Annotated in this window: 19 protein-coding genes and 1 pseudogene; 5 read left to right on the top strand and 15 right to left on the bottom strand. The window is 48.2% G+C overall.

Going from position 1 to position 25,367, the window contains the following annotated elements; genetic code table 11:
• Positions 1–175 precede the first annotated feature (175 nt).
• The 13 genes and pseudogenes from ICC18_RS28840 to ICC18_RS35015 form a co-directional block, all read right to left on the bottom strand.
• Positions 176–610 (bottom strand): glycoside hydrolase family protein, encoded by a 435-nt coding sequence (locus ICC18_RS28840; RefSeq protein ID WP_188177873.1) that lies wholly within the window; start codon positions 608–610, stop codon positions 176–178.
• A complete protein-coding gene (locus ICC18_RS28835; RefSeq protein WP_312029619.1) occupies positions 546–2,309 on the bottom strand; it encodes a glycoside hydrolase family 35 protein in 1,764 nt (587 codons plus the stop codon). The genes ICC18_RS28840 and ICC18_RS28835 overlap by 65 nt, the downstream gene beginning before the upstream one ends.
• A gap of 235 nt (positions 2,310–2,544) precedes the next feature.
• A pseudogene (locus ICC18_RS34885) lies at positions 2,545–2,736 on the bottom strand (family 43 glycosylhydrolase); the annotation flags it as partial.
• A gap of 313 nt (positions 2,737–3,049) precedes the next feature.
• Complete coding sequence (locus ICC18_RS28825; RefSeq protein WP_188177871.1) at positions 3,050–9,499, bottom strand: LamG-like jellyroll fold domain-containing protein; 6,450 nt, start codon at positions 9,497–9,499, stop codon at positions 3,050–3,052.
• A gap of 199 nt (positions 9,500–9,698) precedes the next feature.
• Positions 9,699–9,845, bottom strand: a complete 147-nt coding sequence (locus tag ICC18_RS28820) for a hypothetical protein (RefSeq protein ID WP_188177870.1) — start codon at positions 9,843–9,845, stop codon at positions 9,699–9,701.
• Positions 9,846–9,962: 117 nt separating this feature from the next.
• Complete coding sequence (locus tag ICC18_RS28815; protein WP_188177869.1) at positions 9,963–11,843, bottom strand: hypothetical protein; 1,881 nt, start codon at positions 11,841–11,843, stop codon at positions 9,963–9,965.
• 83 nt (positions 11,844–11,926) lie between these two features.
• Positions 11,927–12,850 carry a carbohydrate ABC transporter permease gene (locus tag ICC18_RS28810; protein ID WP_188177868.1) on the bottom strand — a complete coding sequence of 308 codons (924 nt, stop codon included), beginning with the start codon at positions 12,848–12,850 and terminating at the stop codon, positions 11,927–11,929.
• A gap of 33 nt (positions 12,851–12,883) precedes the next feature.
• Positions 12,884–13,867 (bottom strand): ABC transporter permease, encoded by a 984-nt coding sequence (locus ICC18_RS28805; protein WP_223192962.1) that lies wholly within the window; start codon positions 13,865–13,867, stop codon positions 12,884–12,886.
• An 87-nt stretch (positions 13,868–13,954) separates the two neighbouring features.
• Positions 13,955–15,649, bottom strand: coding sequence for a type 2 periplasmic-binding domain-containing protein (locus tag ICC18_RS28800; RefSeq protein ID WP_188177867.1), 1,695 nt, complete (start codon positions 15,647–15,649; stop codon positions 13,955–13,957).
• Positions 15,650–15,765: 116 nt separating this feature from the next.
• Complete coding sequence (locus tag ICC18_RS28795) at positions 15,766–17,220, bottom strand: response regulator transcription factor (RefSeq protein ID WP_188177866.1); 1,455 nt, start codon at positions 17,218–17,220, stop codon at positions 15,766–15,768.
• Between the two features lie 4 nt (positions 17,221–17,224).
• Positions 17,225–18,967, bottom strand: coding sequence for a sensor histidine kinase (locus ICC18_RS28790; RefSeq protein WP_188177865.1), 1,743 nt, complete (start codon positions 18,965–18,967; stop codon positions 17,225–17,227).
• Positions 18,968–19,151: 184 nt separating this feature from the next.
• Positions 19,152–19,352 (bottom strand): hypothetical protein, encoded by a 201-nt coding sequence (locus tag ICC18_RS28785; RefSeq protein ID WP_188177864.1) that lies wholly within the window; start codon positions 19,350–19,352, stop codon positions 19,152–19,154.
• 654 nt (positions 19,353–20,006) lie between these two features.
• On the bottom strand, positions 20,007–20,240 hold the full coding sequence (locus ICC18_RS35015; RefSeq protein ID WP_312029623.1) for a hypothetical protein: 234 nt from the start codon (positions 20,238–20,240) through the stop codon (positions 20,007–20,009).
• Here ICC18_RS35015 and ICC18_RS28780 point away from each other — a divergent pair.
• From ICC18_RS28780 to ICC18_RS28760, 5 genes are all read left to right on the top strand, one after another.
• The gene (locus tag ICC18_RS28780) at positions 20,128–20,547 is read left to right on the top strand and encodes an SDR family oxidoreductase (protein WP_312029621.1); all 420 of its coding nucleotides are present in this window, start codon (positions 20,128–20,130) and stop codon (positions 20,545–20,547) included. The two genes, ICC18_RS35015 and ICC18_RS28780, sit on opposite strands and share 113 nt — an antisense overlap.
• Positions 20,548–20,580: 33 nt before the next feature.
• Positions 20,581–21,732, top strand: coding sequence for an alpha-hydroxy-acid oxidizing protein (locus tag ICC18_RS28775; protein WP_188177863.1), 1,152 nt, complete (start codon positions 20,581–20,583; stop codon positions 21,730–21,732).
• Between the two features lie 44 nt (positions 21,733–21,776).
• Positions 21,777–21,998 carry a spore germination protein gene (locus ICC18_RS28770; protein WP_188177862.1) on the top strand — a complete coding sequence of 74 codons (222 nt, stop codon included), beginning with the start codon at positions 21,777–21,779 and terminating at the stop codon, positions 21,996–21,998.
• Positions 21,999–22,240: 242 nt separating this feature from the next.
• Entirely contained in the window at positions 22,241–22,600 is a 360-nt protein-coding gene (gerPC, locus tag ICC18_RS28765; protein WP_188177861.1) for a spore germination protein GerPC, read from the top strand.
• A gap of 25 nt (positions 22,601–22,625) precedes the next feature.
• A complete protein-coding gene (locus ICC18_RS28760) occupies positions 22,626–22,841 on the top strand; it encodes a hypothetical protein (protein ID WP_188177860.1) in 216 nt (71 codons plus the stop codon).
• A 241-nt stretch (positions 22,842–23,082) separates the two neighbouring features.
• Here the strand turns inward: ICC18_RS28760 and ICC18_RS28755 are convergent, their stop codons facing one another.
• Positions 23,083–24,204, bottom strand: a complete 1,122-nt coding sequence (locus tag ICC18_RS28755) for a GerAB/ArcD/ProY family transporter (protein WP_188177859.1) — start codon at positions 24,202–24,204, stop codon at positions 23,083–23,085.
• A 5-nt stretch (positions 24,205–24,209) separates the two neighbouring features.
• Positions 24,210–25,367, bottom strand: coding sequence for a Ger(x)C family spore germination protein (locus ICC18_RS28750; RefSeq protein WP_188177858.1), 1,158 nt, complete (start codon positions 25,365–25,367; stop codon positions 24,210–24,212).

The raw sequence follows: 25,367 nt of genomic DNA, 5'->3' as shown, positions 1-25,367 counted from the left end.
TCAGCCTATCTGGGATCAGCCTTTCACTGCGCCGATCAACGTAGCTGCTGTCCTGTCCTTACTACGAATATGCCTATCCACACGAAAATTGCAAAGCCTAACTAAAGGCACATTGGATAAAAATGTCGAAAACTACGTAACAGCGAGCATCACGGTAATCCTTGCCGTTCTCCCATTACATCCACATGACATATTTGCCGGTAAGCGCATCGTGCAGCACCTTGGGTCTTTCGATTACAGCCCCGCTGCCGTAGCCTTTATCAATGGTATGGTAGGGGTCCATGTCGGAAGATGTCCTGTGATAAACCGGTTTGAATGCGGAATCCGTGCGCAGTACATCGTTCCGGAATTCCCAATGCAACAGATCCCGGGAACGATAGCACGATACTTTCTTTCCTCCTTGCCTGTTCTCGCCGAACCAATAGTAATAATCCCCTTCCTGCAGGAAGCCCCCGCCATGCGCATGAATAAAGTTGCCGTCGACATCATGCCAAATCTGCCTGTTATCAATATTAGCAGCATATACGGAGAAACCGGCCGAGCCGTTAATTACCCAACCCGGATGTATCCATAAAGGCGATCGACTCTCCCGCCTTCCCTTCCGTTTCAAACAAAATGACTTCGTTCATCCCCTGCTTGAGCAGAGGAGCAGGCACGTACAATCTCGTCTGCGGGCCAATTTCCCAGAAGCGCCCTAGATTAAAGCCGTTCACGAACGCCACTCCCTTGCCCCATCCCGTAAAATCGAGAAAGGTGTCGCCGGTCTCCTCAATCTCCAGTTCAAATCGGTAAAAGGCGGGAGTTCCGGTGCGGAAAGGCTTGGAAAAGTCCAGCTTGTCCAAATTATCGAGGGAAAGGCTATATTGGCTCCAGCCGCTTTGGAAAGCGCCATTCACGATTACGCCGCCCTTTATCCCTTTGTGCTGGCTGTTCATTTTGACCGAATAATTGACCCTTCCCATATTTTCTACCAGAATCGAAAGCTCATTTTCCGGCTCCGTCAATTCAAAGGTCTCTTTGCCCTCCATCTCCAGATCGTCTTTCGTAAACAGATGATTACCGTTCACGTACACATGCGCACGATCCGTGCATTGAATGAGCCGGAAGTCCTCGATGAGCCTGTTTTTGCCCAAATTCGTCTTGTACAGCACATAACCGAATGGCTGATTCAGAGCTTCCATCGTAAGCGGATACGGAGACTCGACCGGCTGCGCCAGCCGATTCTCCACAGAGAACAGGGATACCTTCTCTTTAACCTCCACCTCGCCGTATGCTTTTTTTCGAATATCGGTGGACAATTGCACCTCCGGCAGCTCGGTATAACGGGCGATCACTTGCTGAAACGCCTGATATTTGGGCGTAATATCACCGCTCTCGGTCAGCAGCGCATCGTAATCGTAAGAGGTCGTGTCCGGCGCCAGCTTCTCGTAGTAGTTGGCTCCGCTTGTAAAGCCGAAGTTGGTCCCTCCATGGAACATGTAAATATTGACGCTGCCTTCTTCCAGAATATCGGCCAATTCCTGCGCTGCGCTGTCCGCATCCCTCGTGTGGTGCTTCCCGCCTCCCCAGGCATCGAACCAGCCGATCCAGAATTCCATCACCATGAGAGGCCGGTCTTGTCCATGGAAGCGCTTAAGACGCGCAAAATGTTCCTTAATATTGGAGCCGCAATTGATCGTCGGCAAAGCTGCCTCCTGAATGGATCCATTGTCCAGCAAATCGTGCCAGGGGCCGTCCGAAGTAACCAACGGCACATTAGCGCCATGCTTCGTCATCAGCTCGGCCAGCGCGTACAGATACACCTTGTCGTTGGCATACCCGCCATATTCGTTCTCCACTTGCATCAGAATAATCGGGCCGCCGTCGGCAATTTGCATATCCCTGAACTCCGCGAACAGCCGTTCATAATAGCGGTCAATTTTATCCAGATAAGGTTGGTAGCTGAAGCGCAGCTTCATGTCCCCGTCCCGCAGAAGCCAGAACGGCAGTCCACCAAATTCCCATTCGGCGCAAATGTACGGGGACGGCCGCAGAATGACATACAGCCCAAGCTTGCCGGCCGTTTGAATAAAGGCGCGAATGTCATACATTCCTGCAAAATGGTATTCGCCTTCCCTCGGCTCGTGCATATTCCACGGAACATAGGTTTCCACCGTATTGCAGCCAAGAGCTTTCAGCTTCTCCAGTCGATCCTGCCAATATTCGGGCACGACGCGATAGTAATGAATGGCGCCTGAAATAATTTTGAACGGTTTGTCATGCAGATAAAATTGATCTCCGATTGTGAATGCTTGATTATGATCTTGCACACACATACCTCCAAAACTTATTATTCTTTTATTTTCTGTTGCCATGCTATTTAAGATACAGCTTATCATTAGCCATTATTATAAGGGGTGCACTGATAAAGGCTTGATCTCCTTGGACGACACGTCTGCGTGATTGGCGATCGTTCCGTCTTCCTCTCGGGCGTGAAAAAATACACCCAATACTTATCCTTGTGGAATCGGATCGCGCCCGCCCAGACTCCTCTGCCATACCGGTTCATCTGATTGTAGTTATACTCAGGCCTATGCTTGTCAAATCGTCCACAACATGCCCGATCATTCTCCAATTCACAAGATCTTTGGAATGCAGTACCGCCATACCCGGAGAGCAATGCAATGTAGAGGAGATGCCGTAATAATCATCTCCGACCCGAATGACATCCGGATCGCTATAATCCCCAGGCAAGACAGGATTGACATAGGTGCCGTCCCCCTGATCTCCCTAAGCTCCCTTCTTCGATAACAGATTGTAGTTATCTTCCATAACAGAGTCATCCTTTCCATTCTAAATTTGGCCTTATAACAAGCACGTTGCTCCACCGCCGAACCAATGACGGAAAGTTCGGAACACGACGTGCGTGTTCCGGACTTCCGTTGGTTCATTCACTGCCGCTGTAATCTACTCGTTCATCACAGCCGATACTTCCTGAGCGGTTAAAGCTTGCCGGTCATATCGATACGCGGCTTGATTCGTCAGTTCAAGGCAGCCGGCCAATACTCTCTTAGTGTTTGGATAACAAATACCGGGCATCCCTGAGCAAGCAGCCTGCGGCTTGCTCAGAGATATGCTTGCCGCTTTGCGCCTGAACTTCGCTCATGAAATCGGCCAGACTGTTTGCAGTGAGCTTGCTCTGCAAGCTGTTCGCAATGCCTGCATTATCGATCCAACCCATATTCTTAAAGCGTGTGACCAGAGCCTGCATGGATTGGATACTTGCAGTCGTCTGGAACGCGATCGTCTGGCTGCTCGTATTCCCTGCCAGATCGCTTGACGTCACGATCAGCATGTGCAAACCGAGAGGCAGCGTATAGAGCGGAATCGTCGCTCCTTGCTGTACGCCATACGTATCCACTGTGACCGTTGTCTTGCTGCTATCCACCCCGGACATGTTATCGCTGAGCGTCAAGACTGGCGTTAAATCCATGGAATCGTTGTATGTGCCGTATACTAGGCCGGATACCGAAATCGTCGGAGCGGCCTGATCCAGATTGAAGCTGATCGTTTTCGTTGCTTCTGCATTGCCGGCGATATCGGTCGAGCGGTAGCTCAACGTATATTTGCTGTCCTGACTCAAGGTTACCGGAGCATTATAGGTTAACCATGTGCCGCCGTTCAGGCTGTACTCGGTTTTGGCCGCGCCCGAGAGGTTGTCGTACGCGCTCAAGGTGACCGTAACGGGATGTACATACCAACCGTTGCTGCCGTCTGGCACTTCAGGATTGACAGATGCGGCTGTAACAGGCGGCGTCCTGTCAATATTCACTGCAACCGTATGTGACTGTTCCTCATTGCCTGCGTTATCCACGCTCCAATAGACGAGGGAACGAGTGCCTTCCCCGACAACGTTCACCGTCGTTCCAGTCTGTTGAACTCCGTCATCTATCGTGTAATACGTCGCTGCGACACCAGACCCGCTGTCTGTAGCCGTCAAATGCACAGCGACATCATGATTCACCCAATTGCTCGGCGCATCATCGGTCGTTACCGGCGGGATCGTATCAACGACCTGGATTCCGACCATCATAGAAGCCGTCGCGCCTCTAGCATCGTATACATTAAACATTACGCCATAATTGCCCGGCACTTTCGGCGACCAAGCAAATTGACCGGATTGCGGATCGAATGTTGCTCCGTCCGGTAGCGAGCTTGCGCTGTAAGTCAGCGCATCACCGTCCGGGTCAGTCGCATAGACGGCAAATGTAACGCTGGTACCCGCTTCCACCGTCATTGGAGACTCCGGCGCGAAAACCGGGGCCGCATTCAATCCCTCAAGCGCGCCGAGCAGCTCAGCGGCTGCAGCGTCGATGGCATCCTGGGTTGCGTCGGTGGCCAAAGCTTCGGCGTTCGCGACCGCTTCCGCAAGAGCCTGCCAGCTCGCTTCGGTGTAATGCGTTGCGTCAAGCACTTCGGCCTTGCCCATTAATAGCGTGACCAAGCTGTTATCCGTCCACTTCGCTGTGTTATTGTATACGGCTTTAATCTCGTCATCGGTTAAGATGTGATTGTAGACTTGGAATTCGTCAATCATTCCGTTAAACAGCGGATCAGAAAATTGGCTTTTGCCGATGTAATTTTTGCTTGGTTTAAAATCGCTCGGCTTGATCGTGAAGCCGCTTTTGGTCGCCTTCAGTTCGCCGTTCACGTACAGCTTCGCCGTGCCGCCGCCGAGCGTCACCGCCACATGCGCCCATTGCCCCGTTGCAAGCTGCGACGTTTCCACGATTTGCTCGCCGCCGCCGTTCTTGATCGCAAAACGCAGCGTATTACCGCCCGATCTCGGCGTAAGGAACATGTACTGATTGGTGTTGTTTCCGAAATCGAAGATGCGCTGCCACTGATTGCCGCCCTTCCAATACACCGAGGTTGTCAACGTGATCTCGTCGTAGGTGGATAGTGGATGCGCCGCGGGCAGTGCAACATAGCTGTCCGTACCGTTCAAGCTGATCGCCTGCCCGACGCTTCCTGCCGCGTAAGCAGCGTTTCCGGCAAGAGTAGCGGTTGTCGACCCGAATGAATTTTGTGCATTGCCTTCAAACGAATAAAGCGACAGAGGGACGCGAACAAGCAAGCCTTCGGCCTGGATCAGTTCAGCGACAAGCACATCCTTATCGGCACCCGGCAAAGCGATCGCCGCCAGGATTCGCTCCGCTTCCTTATGGTACAGATAATAACTGCCCTTGGTATAATCATCCGGCGGCAGGATACCGAAATTGACCTTTAAATCAACCGTTTGGCTGACCGTAAACAAGCCGTTGCTCACTATAAAAGTGACAATGTTGTCGCCGTAATTCGCATGAGTCGGAGTCCATGTGAACACGCCCGTGACCGGATCGAGCGCCGCGCCCGAAGGCAGCTTAGCAGCGCTGTAAGTCAACGCCATCCCCATCGGATCCGTTGCTTTCACCTGATACGTAAACGGTTGTCTAGAACTAAGCTCCACAGTTTCATTGGGGGCGATGACCGGTTGACCTTTGACGGTAAGCTTAACGGTGCGGGAAGTTGCCCCTCCGTTTGCTTCAGCGGTTATGGTTACGGTATAGACGCCTCCCTGCGTTTTGTTCGCCGTCCAGACGAAGGTACGCTTATCCGAATCGAAGCTAGCCCCTTGCGGCAAGCCGCTGACACTGAATACGGTGCCGGCAACGGAGTTCAACTGATGAAGCTTGAAGGCTAGCTGATTTCCTGCGATAACGGTTTTGTCCATGACAGGAGCGATCGCCGGTACGCCCGGTTGGTAAACCAGACCATCGTAAGCAGCCCGCAAGCTGTCAGCTGCGGCGTCAACCTGAGCCTGGCTTGCACCGGTGTTGGAGGCGACAGCTTGAGCCGCAGGGATAGCCTCCTGCAAAGCTTGCACGCTGTCAGCCGTATAGATGCCGGCATTGCCTGCTGCAGCAGCTTGATCCAGCAAGAACGTGAGCAAGCTCTTGTCAGCCCCATATCCTGTCTGGTTATATACGGCCCCAATCTCGGCATCGCTCAAGACGCGATTGTATACGCGGAATTCGTCGATCATGCCGTTAAACAGCGGATCGGTGGCAAACTGGCTCTTTCCTATGTAGTTCGAGCCAGGCTGGAAATCGCTAGGCTTGATCGTGACACCGCTCGACGTTGCCTTCAGCGTGCCGTTCACATACAGCTTCGCCGTGCCGTTACCCAGCGTTATCGCCACATGCACCCATTGATTGGCCGGCAATTGCGCCGTTTCCGCACCTTGCGCGCTGCCGCCGTTCTTGATCTCGAAACGCAGCTTATTACTGCCCGTTCTCGGCGAAAGGAACATGTATTGATTGCTATTGTTGCCAAAGTCGAAGATCCGCTGCCACTGGCTGCTTCCATTCCAATTCACCCAGGTTGCGAGGGTGATCTCGTTGTAAGCGGACAAAGGCTGCGTCGCCGGCAGCATCATGTAGCTATCCGTGCCGTTTAAGCTGATCGCTTGCCCGACCTTTCCTGCTGCGTAAGCTGCGGTTCCAAACACGGCTCCATCGGTGGACGAAGAAGAACCAAACGTATTCTTTGCGTTTCCTTCGAACGAATACAGCGACGTCGTGTACGGTACCAACAAATTACGGGCGTCATAAAGTTCGTTAATCAGCTCTTGCTCGGTATAATCGGAGTTGCCGACGGCGCTCTTCACATATTCCAATTCTTTCTGGAACAGGTAATAGCTTTGTTTCGTATAATCTTCGGCAGGCAGCTTCGCCGCTTCCGCCAGCGCCTCGGCAATCGTTCCCGGAATTTGGGTTACCATATCGTGGCGCTCTCCATGGATTCTGAATTCGGCCACTTCGAGCATTGGTATGTTTGAAATCGGGGTGGGCCCCGGCTCAATGATTTGTATTTTCAGGAAGCGGAATTGCTGATTTTTGAGATCGTCCTGCACCTCAAGTCTTTGCATATCTTCCGTATACGTTGTCAGGCCGGGGGTTAATCGGGTCCAATTCAATTTATCGTTGGATCCGAAGATGGCCGCACCGCCTATACGATCAGGAAAACTGACTCTTACCTGCAGCTCAAAGGCATTTGCCGAAATTTTATAATTCGGACCGAAATCCATGTAATGAGTCAAATTCTGAGCTACGCAAAAACATACAAAACTATCACTATTGTTATCCGAAAGGGTGGCGACTGCTGTTCCAAAGGTGGAACTTGCAAACATATCCTGGTAATTCATGCTTCCATCTTGTAATAATGGATTCAGTTCTTTCAGACTCTGAACCGCACTATTCAAGTCAATCAATAGCTGATAGAAAGCATCATCGGATGCGCTTGAGATTTGATTCATTACATCTGCATACACGATTTTAAAGTAATCAAAAGTTGACAAAATATAACTTGTATTTGGATTATATGGACTAACTACTGCGGCTACTGCGGATTTCCGGTCATTCGTTACGACAATCTTAACGTCCTTCATTGCAACCGTGGTTCCGTCCGACGCACTCACAACAAACGAATAGGTTCCAGCTTGTGTCGGCTTCCAGGTAAATGCGCCGGTGCTCTCATTCAAGACAGCGCCCTCAGGTTTATTATCGATCTGATAGGATACGACATCCGCTGGATTCGCGTCTACTGCCGAAAAATCGAATTTGACCGGTGCCTCAGAACCGACATAGACAAATAAATTTAATGCCGCGATTCCTGCATGGAACACCGGCGGCGTCAGCTGTGTTCCTGCGCTTACATTGATGTGGTCAATGTCGACCGTAGTGCCGGCTCCTTTTACTTTGAAATAAACAAGGTCCCCAAAAAACTGTAAATTATTCATCTTATAGGTCACATATCGCCACTGCCCCTTCGTGTCCGGCAGCGTCAACGTATCGTTAATTCCACCAATCACTTCCAGCTTGGCTGTCCCATTGGTCCGAATCTTAAACCCAATGGTTTTCTCACCGGTGCTCGAAGCCACAAGCGCAATTTTGCTTCCCTCTTCCGTTGCCGTCATCCTGACGAAAGAAGTATCTCCCTCTTGCATTGTCGTGGAATTACTGTCAAATTTGGTGTATCGATCTTCAATTTCCCGCAAATTCGAATCTGTTACAGGTTTCGGTAGAGTTTGCGTACCCTCGGCTTCAGCTTCTTTAGGGATATAAAGCCAATAATCCGCTCCTCCGTCCGGAGACTCCCAATAAAAATAATGTCTTTTGTTGAACATTTCGGTAAAATATGGAGCCTTTTCCTCCATATTTACGCCTGCCGTATATTTATAGTAATAATAAAGGTCATAAACGTTACCGCCAATTCTTCCCCGATATCCTTCTTTCAGTTGTTTGTAAATAACGGTCGGATTTCCATTGGCATCCGTATGCGCCGCGACAGGTATCCATGGCGTATCATAACCCAACATGAAACGGCCAAAAAAGTCGGCAGCCTTCAAGATGCGGTTATCCAGAAATTCGTAAGGTCCTACAGCATTCGGCGCTGTCGAAGCGGTTCCGTCTACCGGATCCACTTTGGTTCCCTGGGCAAGCAATAAACGCGCTAATATTTCCACATTGGTTATATCACCGGCGCCATGCGCCTGATCCCGTCCCATTTCAACATGCTGAACGACCGGAGGATCCACTTTCTCTCCTGTCAAAGCATTTGTATCCACCAATCTGAACAAGGGTTTAATGGCGCCGTTTTGACCCTGGTCTACAGCGGTCTTGTTGACGGTAAACCACTCTACCCCCTCATTATACCGGTCTCTGTTGCCGGTAAAGATATAACCCGACATGGCCCCCAGCAGCGGATAAAGATGCTGGTTCATGAATTTGTCATTAAAATGCATAAACGTTTTAATCATCGGATTAATCAGGTTATTCGTAAAATCAGCAGTATCCTTATCCGTCCATTGCAGAGCATCGTTTTGTGTGCTGGAATACCGCAATATTTCTGCCGCAGTCACCATCCGGTTAAGAGGGATACCCATATGAATGTGAGAATCCGTGAAATACGTATATTGATTGGGGTCCATTTGCTCCCAAAGTCGGATAATTCTCATGGCATTGGCCCGGTAGACTTCGTCTCCGGTAATAATATACATAAGTGCCTGCGTATACGCGAGCAACCCATCCGTCACAAAAGCGCCTTTACTATTCACCGCAACACTTTTCGGCTTGGTTGGATCCGCACCCTGAATGCTTGATCCGACGTTCTTCGCAGCGGTTGGAGATAATAGCATTCGATTAAAATATGAATTCCAAGGTTCTTTTTGCGCCCGTACCTGTGTCCTCACATTTTCAAGAAAATCCTTGGTAAGTCCGACGCCGGGATGTTTAAATCCGCTTGCATCGATGACCTCTTGAATCGTTGGTTGATAATCCGTCATCAACGATTGAGCCGTTGTTTCCGCTGCAGCTACTCCCGCCGCTACAGGCAGGATCGTTGCCATTAAACAAATGGAAACAAATATAGACAACATACGCTTAAGACTATTTCCAAATCTAAGCCCTTTCTGAACCATTATGCATTCCTCCATTTAATTATAATATCAACGGGAAACTGAAATTCTTAAACTCCTTTTTTAAGGGTAAAAAAATCCCCCCTTCATGCAATAGGAAAGTTTATTCCGTACTGTCTGCACAAGAAGGGGGCTGAACAATAAAAGGCATTAAACTAAACAGTTAGATACGTCAGTCTGGGAGGCGGACAAGTGCCCTCTCTTACTGTTTGGACAACATATACTGGGCATCCCGGAGCAAGAAGCCTGCGGCTTGTGCAGAGATATGCTTACCGCTTCGCGCCTGCACTTCGCCGGCGCAAACGCCTTTCATTCGGGGCTTCGGCGAGTTCGGGAAAACCATCGGCAAATCGCGGTACGCATGGCTATGTGCCTTCCCCGTAAATTTAGCTCTGGATAGACGATCGGTTCCCGATCGTTTACCCGTCCTCGCGTAAGTCCTGGGGGACCCGGAATGGCAGTAACGCTACTCCCTTAATGCTCCCATGCCGACCCGACGCAACACTTCAAGCCGGAAGGCTGTCGGCCACGCCACCAGCCATTCCGAAACATCGAACGGCTCCGCCCAGCGGGTGTGAAAGAAGCCTTCGCTTTGGCTGCCCTCCGGACGCAGTTTGCCCTTGACCGCCAAGCTGCCGTCCGAAATGCCGATCGTCGCATTCGCCCATGCGGCAAGGGCTCTATCGCGCCACATCTTGTTACCGATGAGCGCGGCCAGCTCAAGCCATTCCTCGACAAAAGAGAGCGCGAACGGATCAATATGATGGTGCTGAGTGGATACCGCCGTCCCGCCGAACGTATCGTAGCCGATGTCTCCCAGTCCGGTCCCTGCGTCATACCCGACAGTATGATGCCACTGCCATGTTGCCAGATACCAGGCGGCATGCTCCGCCCATTCGAGATACGTCTTCTTGCCGGTGACTCGGAACAGTGCAAGACCCGCCTTGAGCAAAGGAATGGCAGACTCTTTATCTACGCAATATGTATCCAGCGCCCCCGCTGTCGTGTAGCCGTTGTCGAGCAGCTCCCTCATATAAAAGCGGTAGCCTAGCTCTGCCCCATGAAGATAGGCTTCATTACCTGTAAGCTCGTATGCCTTGACCAGAGGCGGGACGAGGAAGCAGCCGACCGTTCCCTCCGGATCATCCGGAGTCCCGTCGTTCTTCCACGACTTCCCGATCCGGCCTTCCGGCGATTGCACGGATAAGACGAAATCGCATATGCCAAGCGCGGTTTCGCGGTAGATCGGCCGCTCCACTCCGCATCTCCGGGCCAATTCTTCCGCCTCGAACAGGTTTAACGCAGCCGTGCCGAGGTTGCAGGCGTCCTGCACTTCCCGCTCTGCCGGCTTGAATTGCAGGACGTAGTCGTACTCGCAATGAATCATCCCGTTCGGCAGCCTTCCGCCGGCTGTCCAGCCGTCCAGCACGGCGAGGCCTCTACGAAGCGAATCCTCATTGCCGGAATTCAAATAATCGGCAAGCATCGAATTGGCCAGCGAGGCGTTCTGCCCGCACCAGCCGATTGCGTAATTACGAGCTTGTCGCCACTTCTCTCCGTCCCATTTTCTGCCGAGCGAGAATCCCCGAAAATCCCCGTCTTCGGCCCATAGGCTATTCTTGGCATACGCCATGCCCAGTTCCCAGATGCGCTCTGGTTCATACCTTGCCCGAACCGGACGTTGTTGCAGCCGCCAGGCCTCTTCGAGCATCATTCTCCACGACGTACGCGGCTCTGTATAAGCATGAAGCGTCAGAAATGCACGGGCCATAAACGTCTCGCCCGACACAAAGGTCCTTTCCGCTTCGTATGCCCCACCGTAACGGTCGCGGCCATCGTAGGTCGCGGGCATCTCAGCCTCCGGCCAGATCAGCCGATGGATGACGCGTCCTGCAGCCGGCACGAGCGAGCAGGAAAAGCCTTGCATATCCCGGGGCGGCTCACCGAACAAGGCCACGGCGATCCCGCTTCCCTCGGAGTAGGTTGCGCCGGCCACTGCCGTCCGATGCCACGCAAACACCCAAGGTTGCCCATCGCGCTCCAGCCCTTTCGGCTCCAAGCCGCTGCCCCAACTGTTGCCGTTGTAGGTGACGGAAGGAATCATATAATACTCAGGCTCGTAGTCGGCAGCGAAATCCATCGAAAGCTTGCATGCCGCGGGCGATTCGCCTCGATAGGTGAACTTCCTCGTCCACTGCACCAGTCCTTCCCTTAACGGTTCGAACGTATCGGTTACTGCGAAGCGTTCGTCCTCGAACGCCAAGACGTCGCCGATGGTCCTTTCGCCCAGGAGGAACCTATACCCGTTATCATTATCAAGTGGTTTCCAGCTGATCTCCGTCGTCATCGCTATTTTCCTCCATTACTGGGTTGTCGCTTCTTTGGAGAAGCCCACCCTGCCCAAATCCCCGGCTCACTAAATAAATTCAACTACCCCTTTAAAGAACCAAGCAGCACGCCTTTAAGAAAAAACTTTTGCGCAAACGGGTACATCATAATCATCGGAATCGACGAGATGACCATCGCCGCCAGTTGAAGAGTTTTGGCCGTAACTTCTCCCTGGCCTTGCGCTCTGGAGTAAAGCTCTGCGACAGCAGGATTGTTGGCGCCTGCGATGTTAGCCATCTGTTCAATCGCATCAGTCGACTGAATCAGCTTTAAGATCAAATATTGCAGCGTCTGCAAGTGAGGGGATTGAGTAAAATACAGCGTCGTTCCATAATCGTTCCATACGCCGACAGCCGTGAAAACCGAAAGAGCGGCCAAAACCGGCTTCGATAACGGGACGACGATTCGGAAGAACATGGTGAACTCATTCGCTCCATCCATCTTGGCCGATTCAAACAGCGCATCGGGAATCGCCTTGAAATTTGCATTGAAAATAATGACGTTCCAAAATCCGAGAAAAAGTCCCGGGAGGATGTAAACCCAGTAGGAATCATACAACCCGAGCCAATTCATCAGCATAAAGGAAGGAATCAACCCGCCGCTAAAGTACATGCTCGTAAAGCCGATTGCCGCATACCATACTTTCCCTTTTAAATAAGGACGGGAAAAGGCGTACGTAAACATCGCCGTATACATGATAGAGACAACCGTTACAATCACCGTCCGCGACCCGCTGATCCATGCAGCCTCAAGCATTCCCGGGTCCGCCATCACCGACTGCCAGCTCGCCCATGTAAATTCCCTTGGCCACATAAAGATAGGTCCGCGCACAAGATCGTCGCCTGTATTCAAAGAGTTCACGATTGAAAACCAAAACGGATACAACGTCAAGAGCATCACAATGACCATGATGATGACATTCGATGCCGAAAAAATACGGTCTCCCCAGCTCCTGCCCCCGACCATACCGGATACCTCCTATAAGTAATTCGTATATGTCTAAAACAAACCTGATTTTGTCAGCTTCTTGGATAAGTAGTTAGCTCCAAGCAACAGCAACAGCGCAAACACCGCTTTCATCAACCCGATCGCCGTGGCGGAAGCAAACTGGAACTGTTTAAGCCCCTGTTGATACACGAAAGTATCGATAACTTGACTCGACGGTATGTTCAATGAATTTTGGAAGACATAAATTTGCGTAAAGTTATTGTTCAGCATGCCGCTTACGGCGAAAATGATCAGAATCATCAAAGTAGGCAAAATGCCTGGCAGCGTAATATGCCACATCCGTTTGAACCGGCCCGCGCCGTCGATGGCGGCAGCTTCATATAAAGACTGGTCGATGCCGGCCATGGCAGCCAAATACAAGATGGCGCCCCAGCCGATTTCCTTCAATAAATTCGTCCCGATGGCGATACCCCAGAAATAATTGGGTTCGCCCAAAAACAGAATGGGCTCATCGATCAAGCCAAGCTTCAGAAGCAAATAATTGACAATGCCGCCATCCGGATTGAGCAGCGTAATAAACAATCCGCCAAAAATAACCCAGGACAGGAAATGCGGCATATACGTGACGGTCTGTATCAACGATTTAAACTTGGCATTCCTGATCTCGTTTAACAGCAGTGCGAAGATCAGTGTTGCCGGGATCCCGATCAGCGACCCCAAGAGATTGATTCCGAGCGTATTCTTCACCACAGGCCAAAACTCAAAGTGGTAGAAAACCGCCGTAAAGTTCTCGAAATTGTTCCATTGGCTCGTAAAAATACCTTTGATTCCGGTGATGGGGTCGTAAGCCTTGAATGCCATCAACAGCCCGTACATCGGGACAAAGTCAAATATCGTAATCAGAATAATCGCAGGCCAAAGCATCGTCTTGAGCTCCAACTGGGTTCGAAGATCGTGTCCAAGCCTAAAGGATTTTCTGCTTTTTTTCGTTCTTTCTGATGGGATGTGTCCTTCATAGACGCTCCTCGCCATCATTACTCCCTCCCCCGACAATGATAATGCCAAAGTGCAGCATGGAAAGGCACATGCACTTTGGCACTATTCATCGTTCAAATCATGTGATTATGAATTAACGCCTTTCACCGTGACGCCAATTTCTTTCGATTTCTTCTGTAATTCTGCGTCCTGCGCCGCATCCAGCTTATCGACCTTCAATTGTTTCATCTTGGCGACAAACTCGTCGTAGAGCGCGTTGAACGCTGCCTCATCCTTCGCCAACACCATCTTGGCAACCTGAGCTTCATAATATTGCTGGATTTGATTTCGGATCGTCGCATTCTCGCTTCCGGGTGCAAAGAAATCGCCAGGCAAATTCAGTACGGAAGCATCATATCTAACAACTTCCGGCGATCTCGCGTAAGCAGTCTTCGCCTCCATTTCAATCAAACCGCCGGCGCCTTCCCTCTTTGTAGGAGCAGGCTGCACGTTTTCAAAGAATGCTATATTTTCGAATTGCCAGAAGATACCCACTGCCGTTTTGGTGCTGTCCTTCTGAGCTTGAATTCCTTTATCCGTTCTTGTAATGAGACCTTTGCCGTCTTTCGTGTAATGAACGCCTTCGATACCAAAGTGATTAAGCGTCATCCCCTCGGCACTGGTCACATAGCTAAGCCATTTCGCCAACTTTTCCGGTTCTTTCGTCGACTTGGAAATCATCGTTTGCATCCAGCCGCGTCCCGGTTCAGAGTAGAACGGGAAAACCGGCTTTGTGCCTTCACTCGACAAGATCGCACCAGGCGAAACCCAGAAATCAAGCTGATCAAATTTACCTATTTTGGGCGTCCCTCCGATGAACATGAACACACGTTTGGACAAGACGTTCGCTTCGATCGCCGCCTCATCCGTCGTCATCTGGCCGGCATCGAAGTACCCGCCTTGGGCCGCCTTAAACAGGAATTGAATGGCATGCTTGTTTTCCGGAGACATGTAAATATGTCTATGCTTCCCGTCTTTATTAATAGGCATCGCGCCAAAAGATCTATGCAGGTATTGGAGCGTTTCGCCATGGTAGTTTTTGCCTTGAATCTGAAGCGGAATGACAGGCTGGCCGTCAACCGTCAGCTTCATGTCCTTTACCTTCTTAAGAGCAGCGAGCACGCCGTCCTCGGTTTTCAGATCGGAAAGCTTAATGCCGGCCTCTTTCATAATATTCGCGTTGACCAAAACTCCTTTATTATCAGCATACTTCGCCACATCCGCAAAATAATCGCTTGACGGCGGATATACCTTTCTCGCATCAACGCTGGTCATGTGGCTTCCGATCGCGTACCAGCCGCCATAATGTTTGATCATTTGCTTCTTTACATCTTCAGGAAAACCTTTGAGCAAATGAGATTCCGGATCATATTTCGTAAGGAATTCTTTCAATTCCCAAACTTTGCCGGCTTCAACCAGCTTCTTTCCCATATCCTGGCCTATCGTAGTAATGACATCCGGGAATGCGTCCGACGATGAAACCATCATCAGATTCAATTTCGTATCGCCGTCCTGTGCCGGAATGTTGTAAGTAAAGGTGAGCCCCGTCTTTTTCGTCTGTTCCCCCATTACGGTGCCAGGCTCCGTGGTCCATTGCGGCGGGTTCCAGCCCCCTACTGTAGCGAACCAAGTAAGATCTACCGGCGCCGCAGGCGTCTCGGTCTTCACCGCTTTCGTCGGTTCGGCGCTGCTTCCGCTTCCCGATTTGTTGGCGCTGCAGCCCGATATCGCGACGGCCCCGGCCAATGCCAGCACTGTAAACACTTTCAAATTCAATTTCATAATAGTCGATCACCCCTATGTCATATATGTTGGTTGATGCATCTTCATCATAGCCTGCTATCACGTTCTATCATATGTTTGTATTTTTTTATTTTGGTGTTGATTTCAGATAGCGTTTACATTTTGCGATATTTGCTTGGCGTGATACCGTAATGCTTTTTGAACAATTTGTTGAAATGAAAATAATCCTTATACCCCACGCGCTCTACGATTTCTTGAATGGAGAGCGAAGAATCGCTCAATAATTCTTTGGCCAGCTGCAATCTCTTGCCGACTACATAATCCGTGTAGGTTGTTCCCGTTTCCTTCTTGATCAGGGCACTTAAATAACCGAGACTGAGATTGAATTTCTTGGATAAGGAGCCGAGTAAAATGTCCTCTGTAAAGCTCGAATCGATATCATCGATAATCTTCTTCACCGTCTCGTTGGAAATCTGCAACTCGTCTCCGACTTGCTGCTCGAAGATGGCCTTGATCCTTTCGAACAGCGGCTCGATGGAGCCGTAATGGCGAACGATTTGATAGTAGCTCAAATATTCGATTTCGTTGTTTGCATAGCGATTGCCGTAATATTTATAAATGAGCGAGACGATTTGATTGTAAACCGTGGAAATCTGGTCGATCAGCATGTGGCGGGACTTGCACGCCTCGCAAAGCTCGTCCAGTCCTTTGAAGAGTTGCTCTTGCTTCTGCTCTTTAATGGACAATTCGACCTGAAGGATCGTTCTGGTCAGCGCAGCGGCATGGTCAGCCGCTTTATATTCAATCATCTTCCGGCCTTGTTGAAAGAGAGCGCTGAACAGGGCAACATCCGATTCCTGGTAGAGCTTCGCAATGGGATCGGAGTAAATTCCGGTGCTGCTGATGCCGATACACTGGGCATTGGAAAGGTTGTCCGAGATAAAATCCAACAATCCGACCGGATTTTTGAATTCGTCGTAATTCACCAGAATGGAGATTTTACTTTGCCCTGTACGAAACCGCAAATACCGCATTCCGGTTTCCGTTTCGACGCCCTCTCCGGAATCAGAAACTGTTGAATGCGGGAATAAGCAGCTGATGAAACGGTAATGCGGAAATTCAAATTCAATTCCCTTATTGGCCAGAAAATTGTTAATTTTTATTTTGTTATCGGGCTCGAATAAATCGAACAGATCGTCCAGGAACAGGTCCAGTCCTTTGTGAGCATTCTGCTTTTCCGCGAGCACGCTTTTTAACCGCAGTAATGTATCGGTCAGCTTGTCCTTGTCGACCTGTTTGAGCAAATAATCGAAGGCTCCGAGCCGTACCGCTTTTTGTGCATATTCAAACTCCGCATAGCCGCTGATCAGGATGACTTTGGTTTCCAGCTGCTTCTCATGGATGCATTCCAGCAGCTCAATTCCGTTTAAACCCGGCATTCGAATATCCGATATGACGACCTCAGGTTTTTTTTCCAAAATCGTCTCCAACGCCGTTAACCCGTTATACGCCTCCCCGATCACGGCATAGCCCAAGCTCTCCCAATCAATCAATGCTTTAATCCCGTATGCAACCCATGGCTCATCATCGACAATCAATACAGTGTTCATGGCGCTAGTCCTCCGTTTGTTCCGAATGGTCATGCAGAGGGAATGTGACAGTAATGGTTGTACCCTCGTGTAATGTACTCTCGATGGTTAGCTCTGATTTATCTCCGTAAAACAACTTGATTCTTCGGTAAATATTGGATAGCCCAATTCCTTGTTTAGCTTCTTTCTCTGTATGGCTAGATGTGTCAAATTGCCGCAGGCGATTTAGAAGCTCCTCAAGCTGCTTATCTTCCATCCCGTATCCGTTATCCCGGATTACGTATTGAACTTGGTTCTGCGCAATCTTTTGCACCGTAATCTGAACGATGCCGTTGTCGATTTTTTTCTCCAATCCGTGAAAAACTGCATTTTCCACAATCGGTTGAAGCAGCATTTTAAGCGTTTTCACTTCTAGCAACTCCTCATCCGCCTCAATTGCCACTTGCATTCTTCCCATAAAGCGAAACTCGATGATTTTCGCATATTCTTTCACATGCGAGATTTCATCCCGGATAGTTACGAAATCGTTCCCTTTTACCGCGTATCTGAACATATTGGACAGGGATGTCGAAATATCTGCAATGTCCTGGACTTTGTAATAGAATGCTATGGCGCGTATGCATTCCAGCGTGTTGTACAGAAAGTGAGGATTAATCTGATTACGAAATGCGGATATTTCCATCTGCTTTTTGGCGATTTCGATTTCGTACTTTTGTTTTTGCGTAAGCTGGATTTCTTTACTGAGGGTATCGATTTCGTCCAGCATTTTATTCAAATTAACGGCGAGCACGCCGATTTCATTATGGTATACAACGTTAAAGCGGCTGTTTTTCCCCATCTTCGGATAGGACTTCATAAAGTCCATTATGGCTTTAACTGGCTTTAAAATGCGGGTGGAAAAGATAACAAAGAATAAACAGAGCATACAGAACACGATCACATACGTCGCGATATTCAATCTTTTGATGATATCCAATTCCTGGAGCAGCTCGTTCTTCGGTATGACGCTGATCAGCCTCCATCCGGTCTGAGGCAGCGTGATCGTCTGCACGATATATCGGTTATCGTTCTTCCATTCCTCCAAACGGAAGGTATCGAAATTGGGTGAATTTCCTTCGTTCGCCATGATTTGGTTGTTCTGATCGAGCAGCAAAAGGCGGGAATGTTTTGTTATTTTCCCTCCTTCCAATATTTTGTTGAAATTTTTAACATCCATAACAAAAACACTGGTCCCCCTGTAATCTTTGATAAGAGTACTTTTAAGATTATAAATAGGCACGGTTATGGAATAGAAGGTGCTTGTGTCGTTTGTATCCGGATCTTTCAATAACCCGGAATACTTGGTCGATTCGACCGGAAGTTGAACGGGTTCGCCGGTTCCTGCTCCGATATTGGCGACCATCGTCCCCTCCTTGTCGAAAAGCTGGATGCCTCTAATATTTTCTTTCAATGTAATGGTGTTGCTGAACACCGAAATGATTTCACTGTTCATCAGGATCATCGTTAAGGGGTCATTCGAGCTCATGTAAGTTTGAACCGTCGGACTATAAAGAAGAGAGGTCGAGATGCCCTCCATATCCGAATAAAAGCTCCCTATCTTTTCTTCAACCTGAAGAAATATTTTGCTGACGGAGTCCGTGACCTTCCTTTCGATTGTGCGCTCGGCAATCGTGTTCGAAATGACGAATGAAATCAGAAGAATGCTTAGCATCATCATGATCAAAAAAAGGATTTGCCCGGTAAGGCTAAGTTTTCCAAATCGGCCCATGATACTCTTTCCTCGCTTCTTATTCGGTTTGAATATCAATTATTTCTATTGATAGTATAAATCACTTTGCTATAAATAGCTTACTGATATTAGAAGGTTTGGGAAAATCGTATTGAAAACTGGGTTGCTCTCTTCTACGGTGATTTCTGCCTTACCGGCTCTTCTTCGATTTTTTCCCAGGCTGTTAATTGGGTAAGCCGTTCATCAACGACTGGTTCCATTGCGACGGGAATGAAATCTTGGAATTTCTCATCGGCCAGACGACATTCCAATCCGACAGGTTCATGCTATCGGCCGCATAAGTTACGGAACTATTGGCTTCATCCTTATACCACTCATAATTACTCCTCGATTTTATGGAAGCCGACTCATCGGGCATATTCATTGAGAACAAAGTTCCTCAAAGATAAAAAAAACCGCCAGTTTCTCCTAGGAAACTGACGATTCTCACTCGTCATTCTGCATAAGATCCTTCACTCCGCCACAAAACGCTCCTCCCCAAAAGGCATAACTGCTCAAATAACCCGCCCTTCTACGGTGATCGTCCTGCCTCTATCCTTCGCCCTTTGTTTCCAAGTTAATGTTTCCTGCAAATCTCCTTTCTCTCCATTGCACGGAGTTATGCCTTGCTTGGCTAGAAACGCTAGACAAGCTCCAACTACTTCTTAGATTATCCCAAATCCGAAGCAAACAGAATAGCTTAAAAAACGCGAAATTCTTGAAAAATGCGGATTTTTGCTTGTTTAAAAACAAACAATTGATTAAAAAACGGATAAATGCCACCTTTTGAGTAATAGACACGGTATTTATAGATTCCATCCAAAAGCCTTATATTCTCCATTGCAATAACCTCTTCTTCAAAGGAAGTATAATCTGATGTTTTTTGAGGCCAGGGCAGGACTAATGGCTTCACCTTAAGTCAAATTGCTTGGGCACAATGTTAAGTTTTTGATTGAGTTTGTCAGCTTGTTGATGAAGTTCAACAGGCTTTTTTTGTTCACATACTTTCGAGAAATAATGATGACCTTATTGGGCTATTTTACATATGATAGGTTGAATGCTCAGCAACCCTCCGCCAATCTTTGATTATATCGGCTACGCAGGAAGCGGCAAGCTGAAGGGGATGGTGGCGCTCATAACCGGCGGTGACAGCGGAATTGCTGCCCGGAGACCTTCGAGATCCTGCTGCCTCTCTGGCTGCAATAGCCAGCACTATGAATTGCTTCGGACGGCTGGATGTACTGGTAAATAATGCTTCCATACAATATTGCACAAAGAGTATCCTGGATGTTTCAGACGAACAACTCGAGAATACTTTCCGTACAAACGTCTTTCCATTGTTTTATATGACGAAAGGTGTTCGTGTGAATGCGGTGGCGCCCGGACCGACAAGGACTTCCTTGACTGCAAGCTCATGCCCCGCGGAACAAGTTCCTTCACTCGGTACTAACGTACCTATGGGGCGGGCTGGACAACCGTTCGAAATTGCTCCGGCATTTGTTTACCTGGCAGCCAAAGATTCCGTTTACGTGACCGGCCAGGTTATCCACGTGAATGGCGGCAAGAGTCTTTATTCATAAGCATCACTTTGATTGTTGAGAGGAAAATGCAAAATGAATGCACAATTTGCTTCGATTCAAAGACAATATTCCCCAGCAGCACAGCCGCTTCCCGTTTCATATTACGAGTGGGAATATAGGGCGCGGCAAGCTTTACCGAACGGACCGTTTGGTTATATAGCAGGCGGTGCGGGCTCGGAGGATACCATGCGTGCGAACAGCGATGCTTTTCTCCGATGGCGTATTCAGCCCCGGCTGCTTAACGATGTATCTAAACGGGATTTAACGGTAACCTTATTCGGTCAGACGTTCCCGGTCCCCTTTCTCCTCGCCCCGATCGGGCTGCAGGAGATTGCTCATCCCGACGCCGAATCCGGGTCGGCAAGGGCGGCTGCCGAGTTGGGAGTTCCGTTCATTCTCAGTACGCCTGCCTCGCGTTCGATAGAAAAAGTCGCAGAAGTTATGGGAAATGCCCCCCGCTGGTTTCAGTTATATTGGGGAAAAGACTTTGATGTCGTTGCAAGTATGGTGCAGAGGGCGGAAAAGTCAGGTTATACGGCTATCGTTGTAACGATTGATCTTCCGGTGCGAGGATGGCGGGAGAGAGATATACGAAACCATTATTATCCTGCCCGCGCCGGTGTGGGAACCGCCAATTTTATGACTGACCCTGTTTTTCGCTCCAAGCTTAAGCAACCTCCCGAGAAGGATATGGACGCTGCCATTGCTCTTTTCTTAAGCATCTATTTTAATCCGGCCTTAACCTGGAACGACCTTCCTTTGCTGCGCCAATACACGAAGCTCCCCATTCTGTTAAAGGGACTTTTTGCTCCCCAAGATGCCGAAATGGCGCTGCAATACGGGATGGATGGCCTGATTGTATCCAATCATGGCGGCAGGCAGTTGGATGGAGAATTAGCCGCTCTTGATGCCCTGCCAAAAATAAGCGAGGTTGTTCAGGGACGCATCCCTGTACTAATGGACAGCGGGATCCGCGGCGGCGACGATGTGATCAAAGCGCTTGCGCTTGGAGCCTCGGCGGTTTTGTTGGGGCGTCCCTACATTTACGGGCTGGCAGTTGCCGGGGAGCAGGGGGTCAAACAGGTATTATCGAATCTTATTACCGATATTGATCTATCGTTGGCTAACACAGGAAGAAAATCAATTTCCGAAATCAATCGATCCTTGCTTGTAAAAGCGCAATGATTTATTCGGACTTCTCTGAAAAAAAAAGGCTGGGGGATGAGAGGGTGGGACAATTGCCATTAGGTTTCAACATATTCAACATCAAAATTAACAACGTCTCAAGCGGCGCTTCAGCTAACTTTGGCAATAACTTTTTATATAATAATAACGTTAAAAACCAAACAGTCGGCACCAATACCATAAACGGCGATGCCAGTCTGCAGGTGACAGCGAACAGAAACTTGCAAAACGATAGTGATCTTTTGGATCAGCCGTCCATCATTTAAGCCATTTAAGAAATGAGGAAACAACGGAATGAATATTACCATTACCAACATTAAAATATATTCCATATCGACGGTTGGATCCTTGAATATTGGAAAAACCATCCTGTGCAACAATCGCGCGGAAACGATAACTGCGCCAGCTCCCCAAGCGGAACCGGTTCCCGAATTGGTTCAGCCTTCACCCCCATAAATAATGGGAACCACAGCTCGAACACTTTGGCGAGAAAGGAGGCTTACAATCCATGTATGATCCATACAAACAATATCAATATTTGTTGCAAATCGAGCAAAGAATGCGGCAGTTGGAGACCTCCAACCAGCTGTTGGAGCAGGAAATTCGAAGACTAAAAGAAAATTCGGAGCTGGATAGCATGAAGTTGAAGGAGCAGTTGGAACAGATCAAGCCGATTCATATTGAAAATATCAATTATAAAATTCAGGAACTCGCTGTCAAAGACCTGAAAGGCACATTAAATATCGGCTTGACTGCTTTAACGGACGAAGAGCAGCTGAAGAAAATAATTGACGATGTGGAACAAGGAAAGGACATTCAGTTTGAGGACTTGAACTCGTCTCCAGGCGAATCCGATCCTAACGTCTAGCTCGTTGAAGGTGGAGGGAACAAGCATGATACAGGGATATCCGCGGTTGTATTACGATCCTGCAAGAGAACTATACCAGACCCGATTAGAATTGGCGCAAATACGGCAGATCATGCAGCAACACTTGATGGTCGCCAATGAAATGCAAGTAATGGTTCGGCGGAATCATGAAATATTGACGATGATCTATCAAAGGAACTATGGCGCTTATCCCCCCGATTATCCTGCTTTCAATAAATGAAAGATGGAATGCTCACTTTTTCTTAATTAAATTCACGAGCGGCTTGTATAGATCCTCAAGAAACTTAGTGTGGGAGATGGGCTGCAGATCAAATACGATTGTAACAATAGGCCAGAAGGCAACAATCTGTATTCCCCACAAAACGAGCCATACCCTCTTCCGTGCATGAGCCGGAAGATTGTTGATTTTCGTTCGTTCATACAAGAGAACAACAATAACCAACAAAATCCATAGCAGTAATTTATACCACACTGCTGTCACCCCCGACGATACGTTTCTTACTCCTATTCCGTATCCAAGCAATGATCAACAACAAAAGGGGCAGCGGCATTTCGAATGTCATCAGCGAAAATAAAGGCCACACGCTTCCCAGATACTCGCTTAAATCTGCTGCATTGGTTGCAGAAAGCATAGCCATTCCGCCCGACAATATGGCCAGCGGAATGACCAATGGCCGATAGTCATGCAACTCAAACACTTGCGAAAGTCCGACAACGGTTATATAAAACCAGAATGCCATTTTTATAAAAACACCTGCTATCCACATCACCACGATCATAACGTCAAGTCTTCTCCATAAAATATCGAGATCAATTAATTTTGCGACGTCATAAACAGGAAACGGAAAATTTTCGGTTTGTAATCCTAGGACAGCCAACGTTACTACTGTAATTAAGGTTTGCATGATTCCGGTAAAAATCACACCGGTAGCGATGATTTTCAACGCATGTTCCTTGTGCTGTAAATAAGGGAGAACCATACCTACCATGATCACCTGGGATAGCCAACTGCCAGGCGCAATCGAACCGGTAAGAATTGGCTTCAGTCCTTCTCCGGCAATCGGCAATAAAGGGATGTCCATGTTCTCCAATGACGCGATAAGAATGATGAAGATCGAAACGATTAATAAAGTAAGCAACATAAGATTAGTCCGTGCAACCACTTCCATCCCCATTTTAGCAATATAAATCACAAGCGCCATGTAGCATGCAATAATAACGATGAGCGGTGTCTCCGGCAAAAACACGGTAGTGATCAGTGCCCCTCCTTGACGGATCACCGTACTGTTTGAGATCAGAAAAAAGATGCAATAACCAAACCCGACCACTTTGCCTAACCAGCGCCCCAAAATGTTCTCAGGTATCTGAACGAGTGTCGCATTCGGATATAATCGAAACAGTAGAACGATCAACCATCCTGAAAAAAGTCCATAACCTATAGCAATGATGGAAGATATCCATGCATCTACGCCTGCTAAGCCTACAACCGTGCCCGGAATTACAAGAAAGCTGGTTCCTAAAATTTGTGATACAATTAACCCGAATGCTTGAACGGAAGTAATATGGTTATTGGATACTGCCATTTCGCTCACTCTCCAATTTTTTCGGAAAAAATCAACCCTGAACCGATAACTTTTACATCTACTTCGATCTCTTTTTCTGCATTGGAAAAGAGCTCGTTCCAGTCGGGTTTTATTGTTTTCCAGCTTTTTGGATATTGTTGATAATAGACGGAACCGAATCCGAAAACGTCCGTTTTTATCGTTTTTTGCGCATAATCAAACATATGTTCTATTATTTTTCCAACTTTATCTGACGTTAATTTTCCTAATCTGAGAAATTCCTCCTCTTTCTTTAAATCACTTTTGCAACCATTTTCCCCAACATTGGATTGTGCTTTTACCTTCACTTTTAATGTCAGTCTTCTGTTTTCTCTGATAACTTCTAACTTACTGGTTGCTCTAATAATTTCGATGCTAAGGTTTGCAGCGGCTGTTTTCTTTTGTTTGTCGCAGGGTAAAGTGATAATTGTGCTTTTAATATCACCTGTTAACCAGTGCCATCCGGATACATCTTTTTCTTTAAACGTACCTACCATACGATCTTTTTGGAAGAACGAGACTCCATCTATACGAAACTTCTTCGATTTTTCATCCACCGTCACATGGGTTATCGCAGCATAGGGTGATTTTGAATAAAGCATTTTTGCCACTTCATGCAATGTACTGAACACCGGAATCCCCGCAAACTTCGATCCTCCTTTCATCGAATCTTTCAGTTCGCGGGCAAGCACCATTTCTATATTGGGTACGGATCTTAACAATTGTTCCGGCTTGTCGGTAATTATTAAAACCATATCCTGGCGCATTTCGTGATCGCGCCTAAATAAATCGAGGTATGGCAAAATGCCTTCTTTGGCAATCTCTTCACTTAATACGATAGCGTACGCATGCGACCAAAACCCTTTTCTTGACACTCTTAAATTCAGCAAACGTAACGCTTCGAATATGGTTTCTCCTTGTGTTGTCAGCGTGATAGCGGAAGATTCTTTTTTCTGTTGCTCTTTTTCTTTCGGACGTAAGAACTGGATTGTCAGCCTCACTTTGTTTTCCTTTTTTTCAATTCCCCCTGCCGAAACGAAAAAAATCTGGTTTACCTCTTTTCTATTCCAGCACCCTGCAAGCAATGGCATAGACAAAACCAAGCACAAGAACAAGCAAAACTGCGCCTTTTTCCCTAACATCAT

Origin of the sequence: Paenibacillus sedimenti (assembly GCF_014534655.1) — a bacterium.
Lineage (GTDB): Bacteria > Bacillota > Bacilli > Paenibacillales > NBRC-103111 > Paenibacillus_E > Paenibacillus_E sedimenti.
Note: the sequence above shows the minus strand (reverse complement) of the source record. Positions and strands in the feature narration are given on the sequence as shown.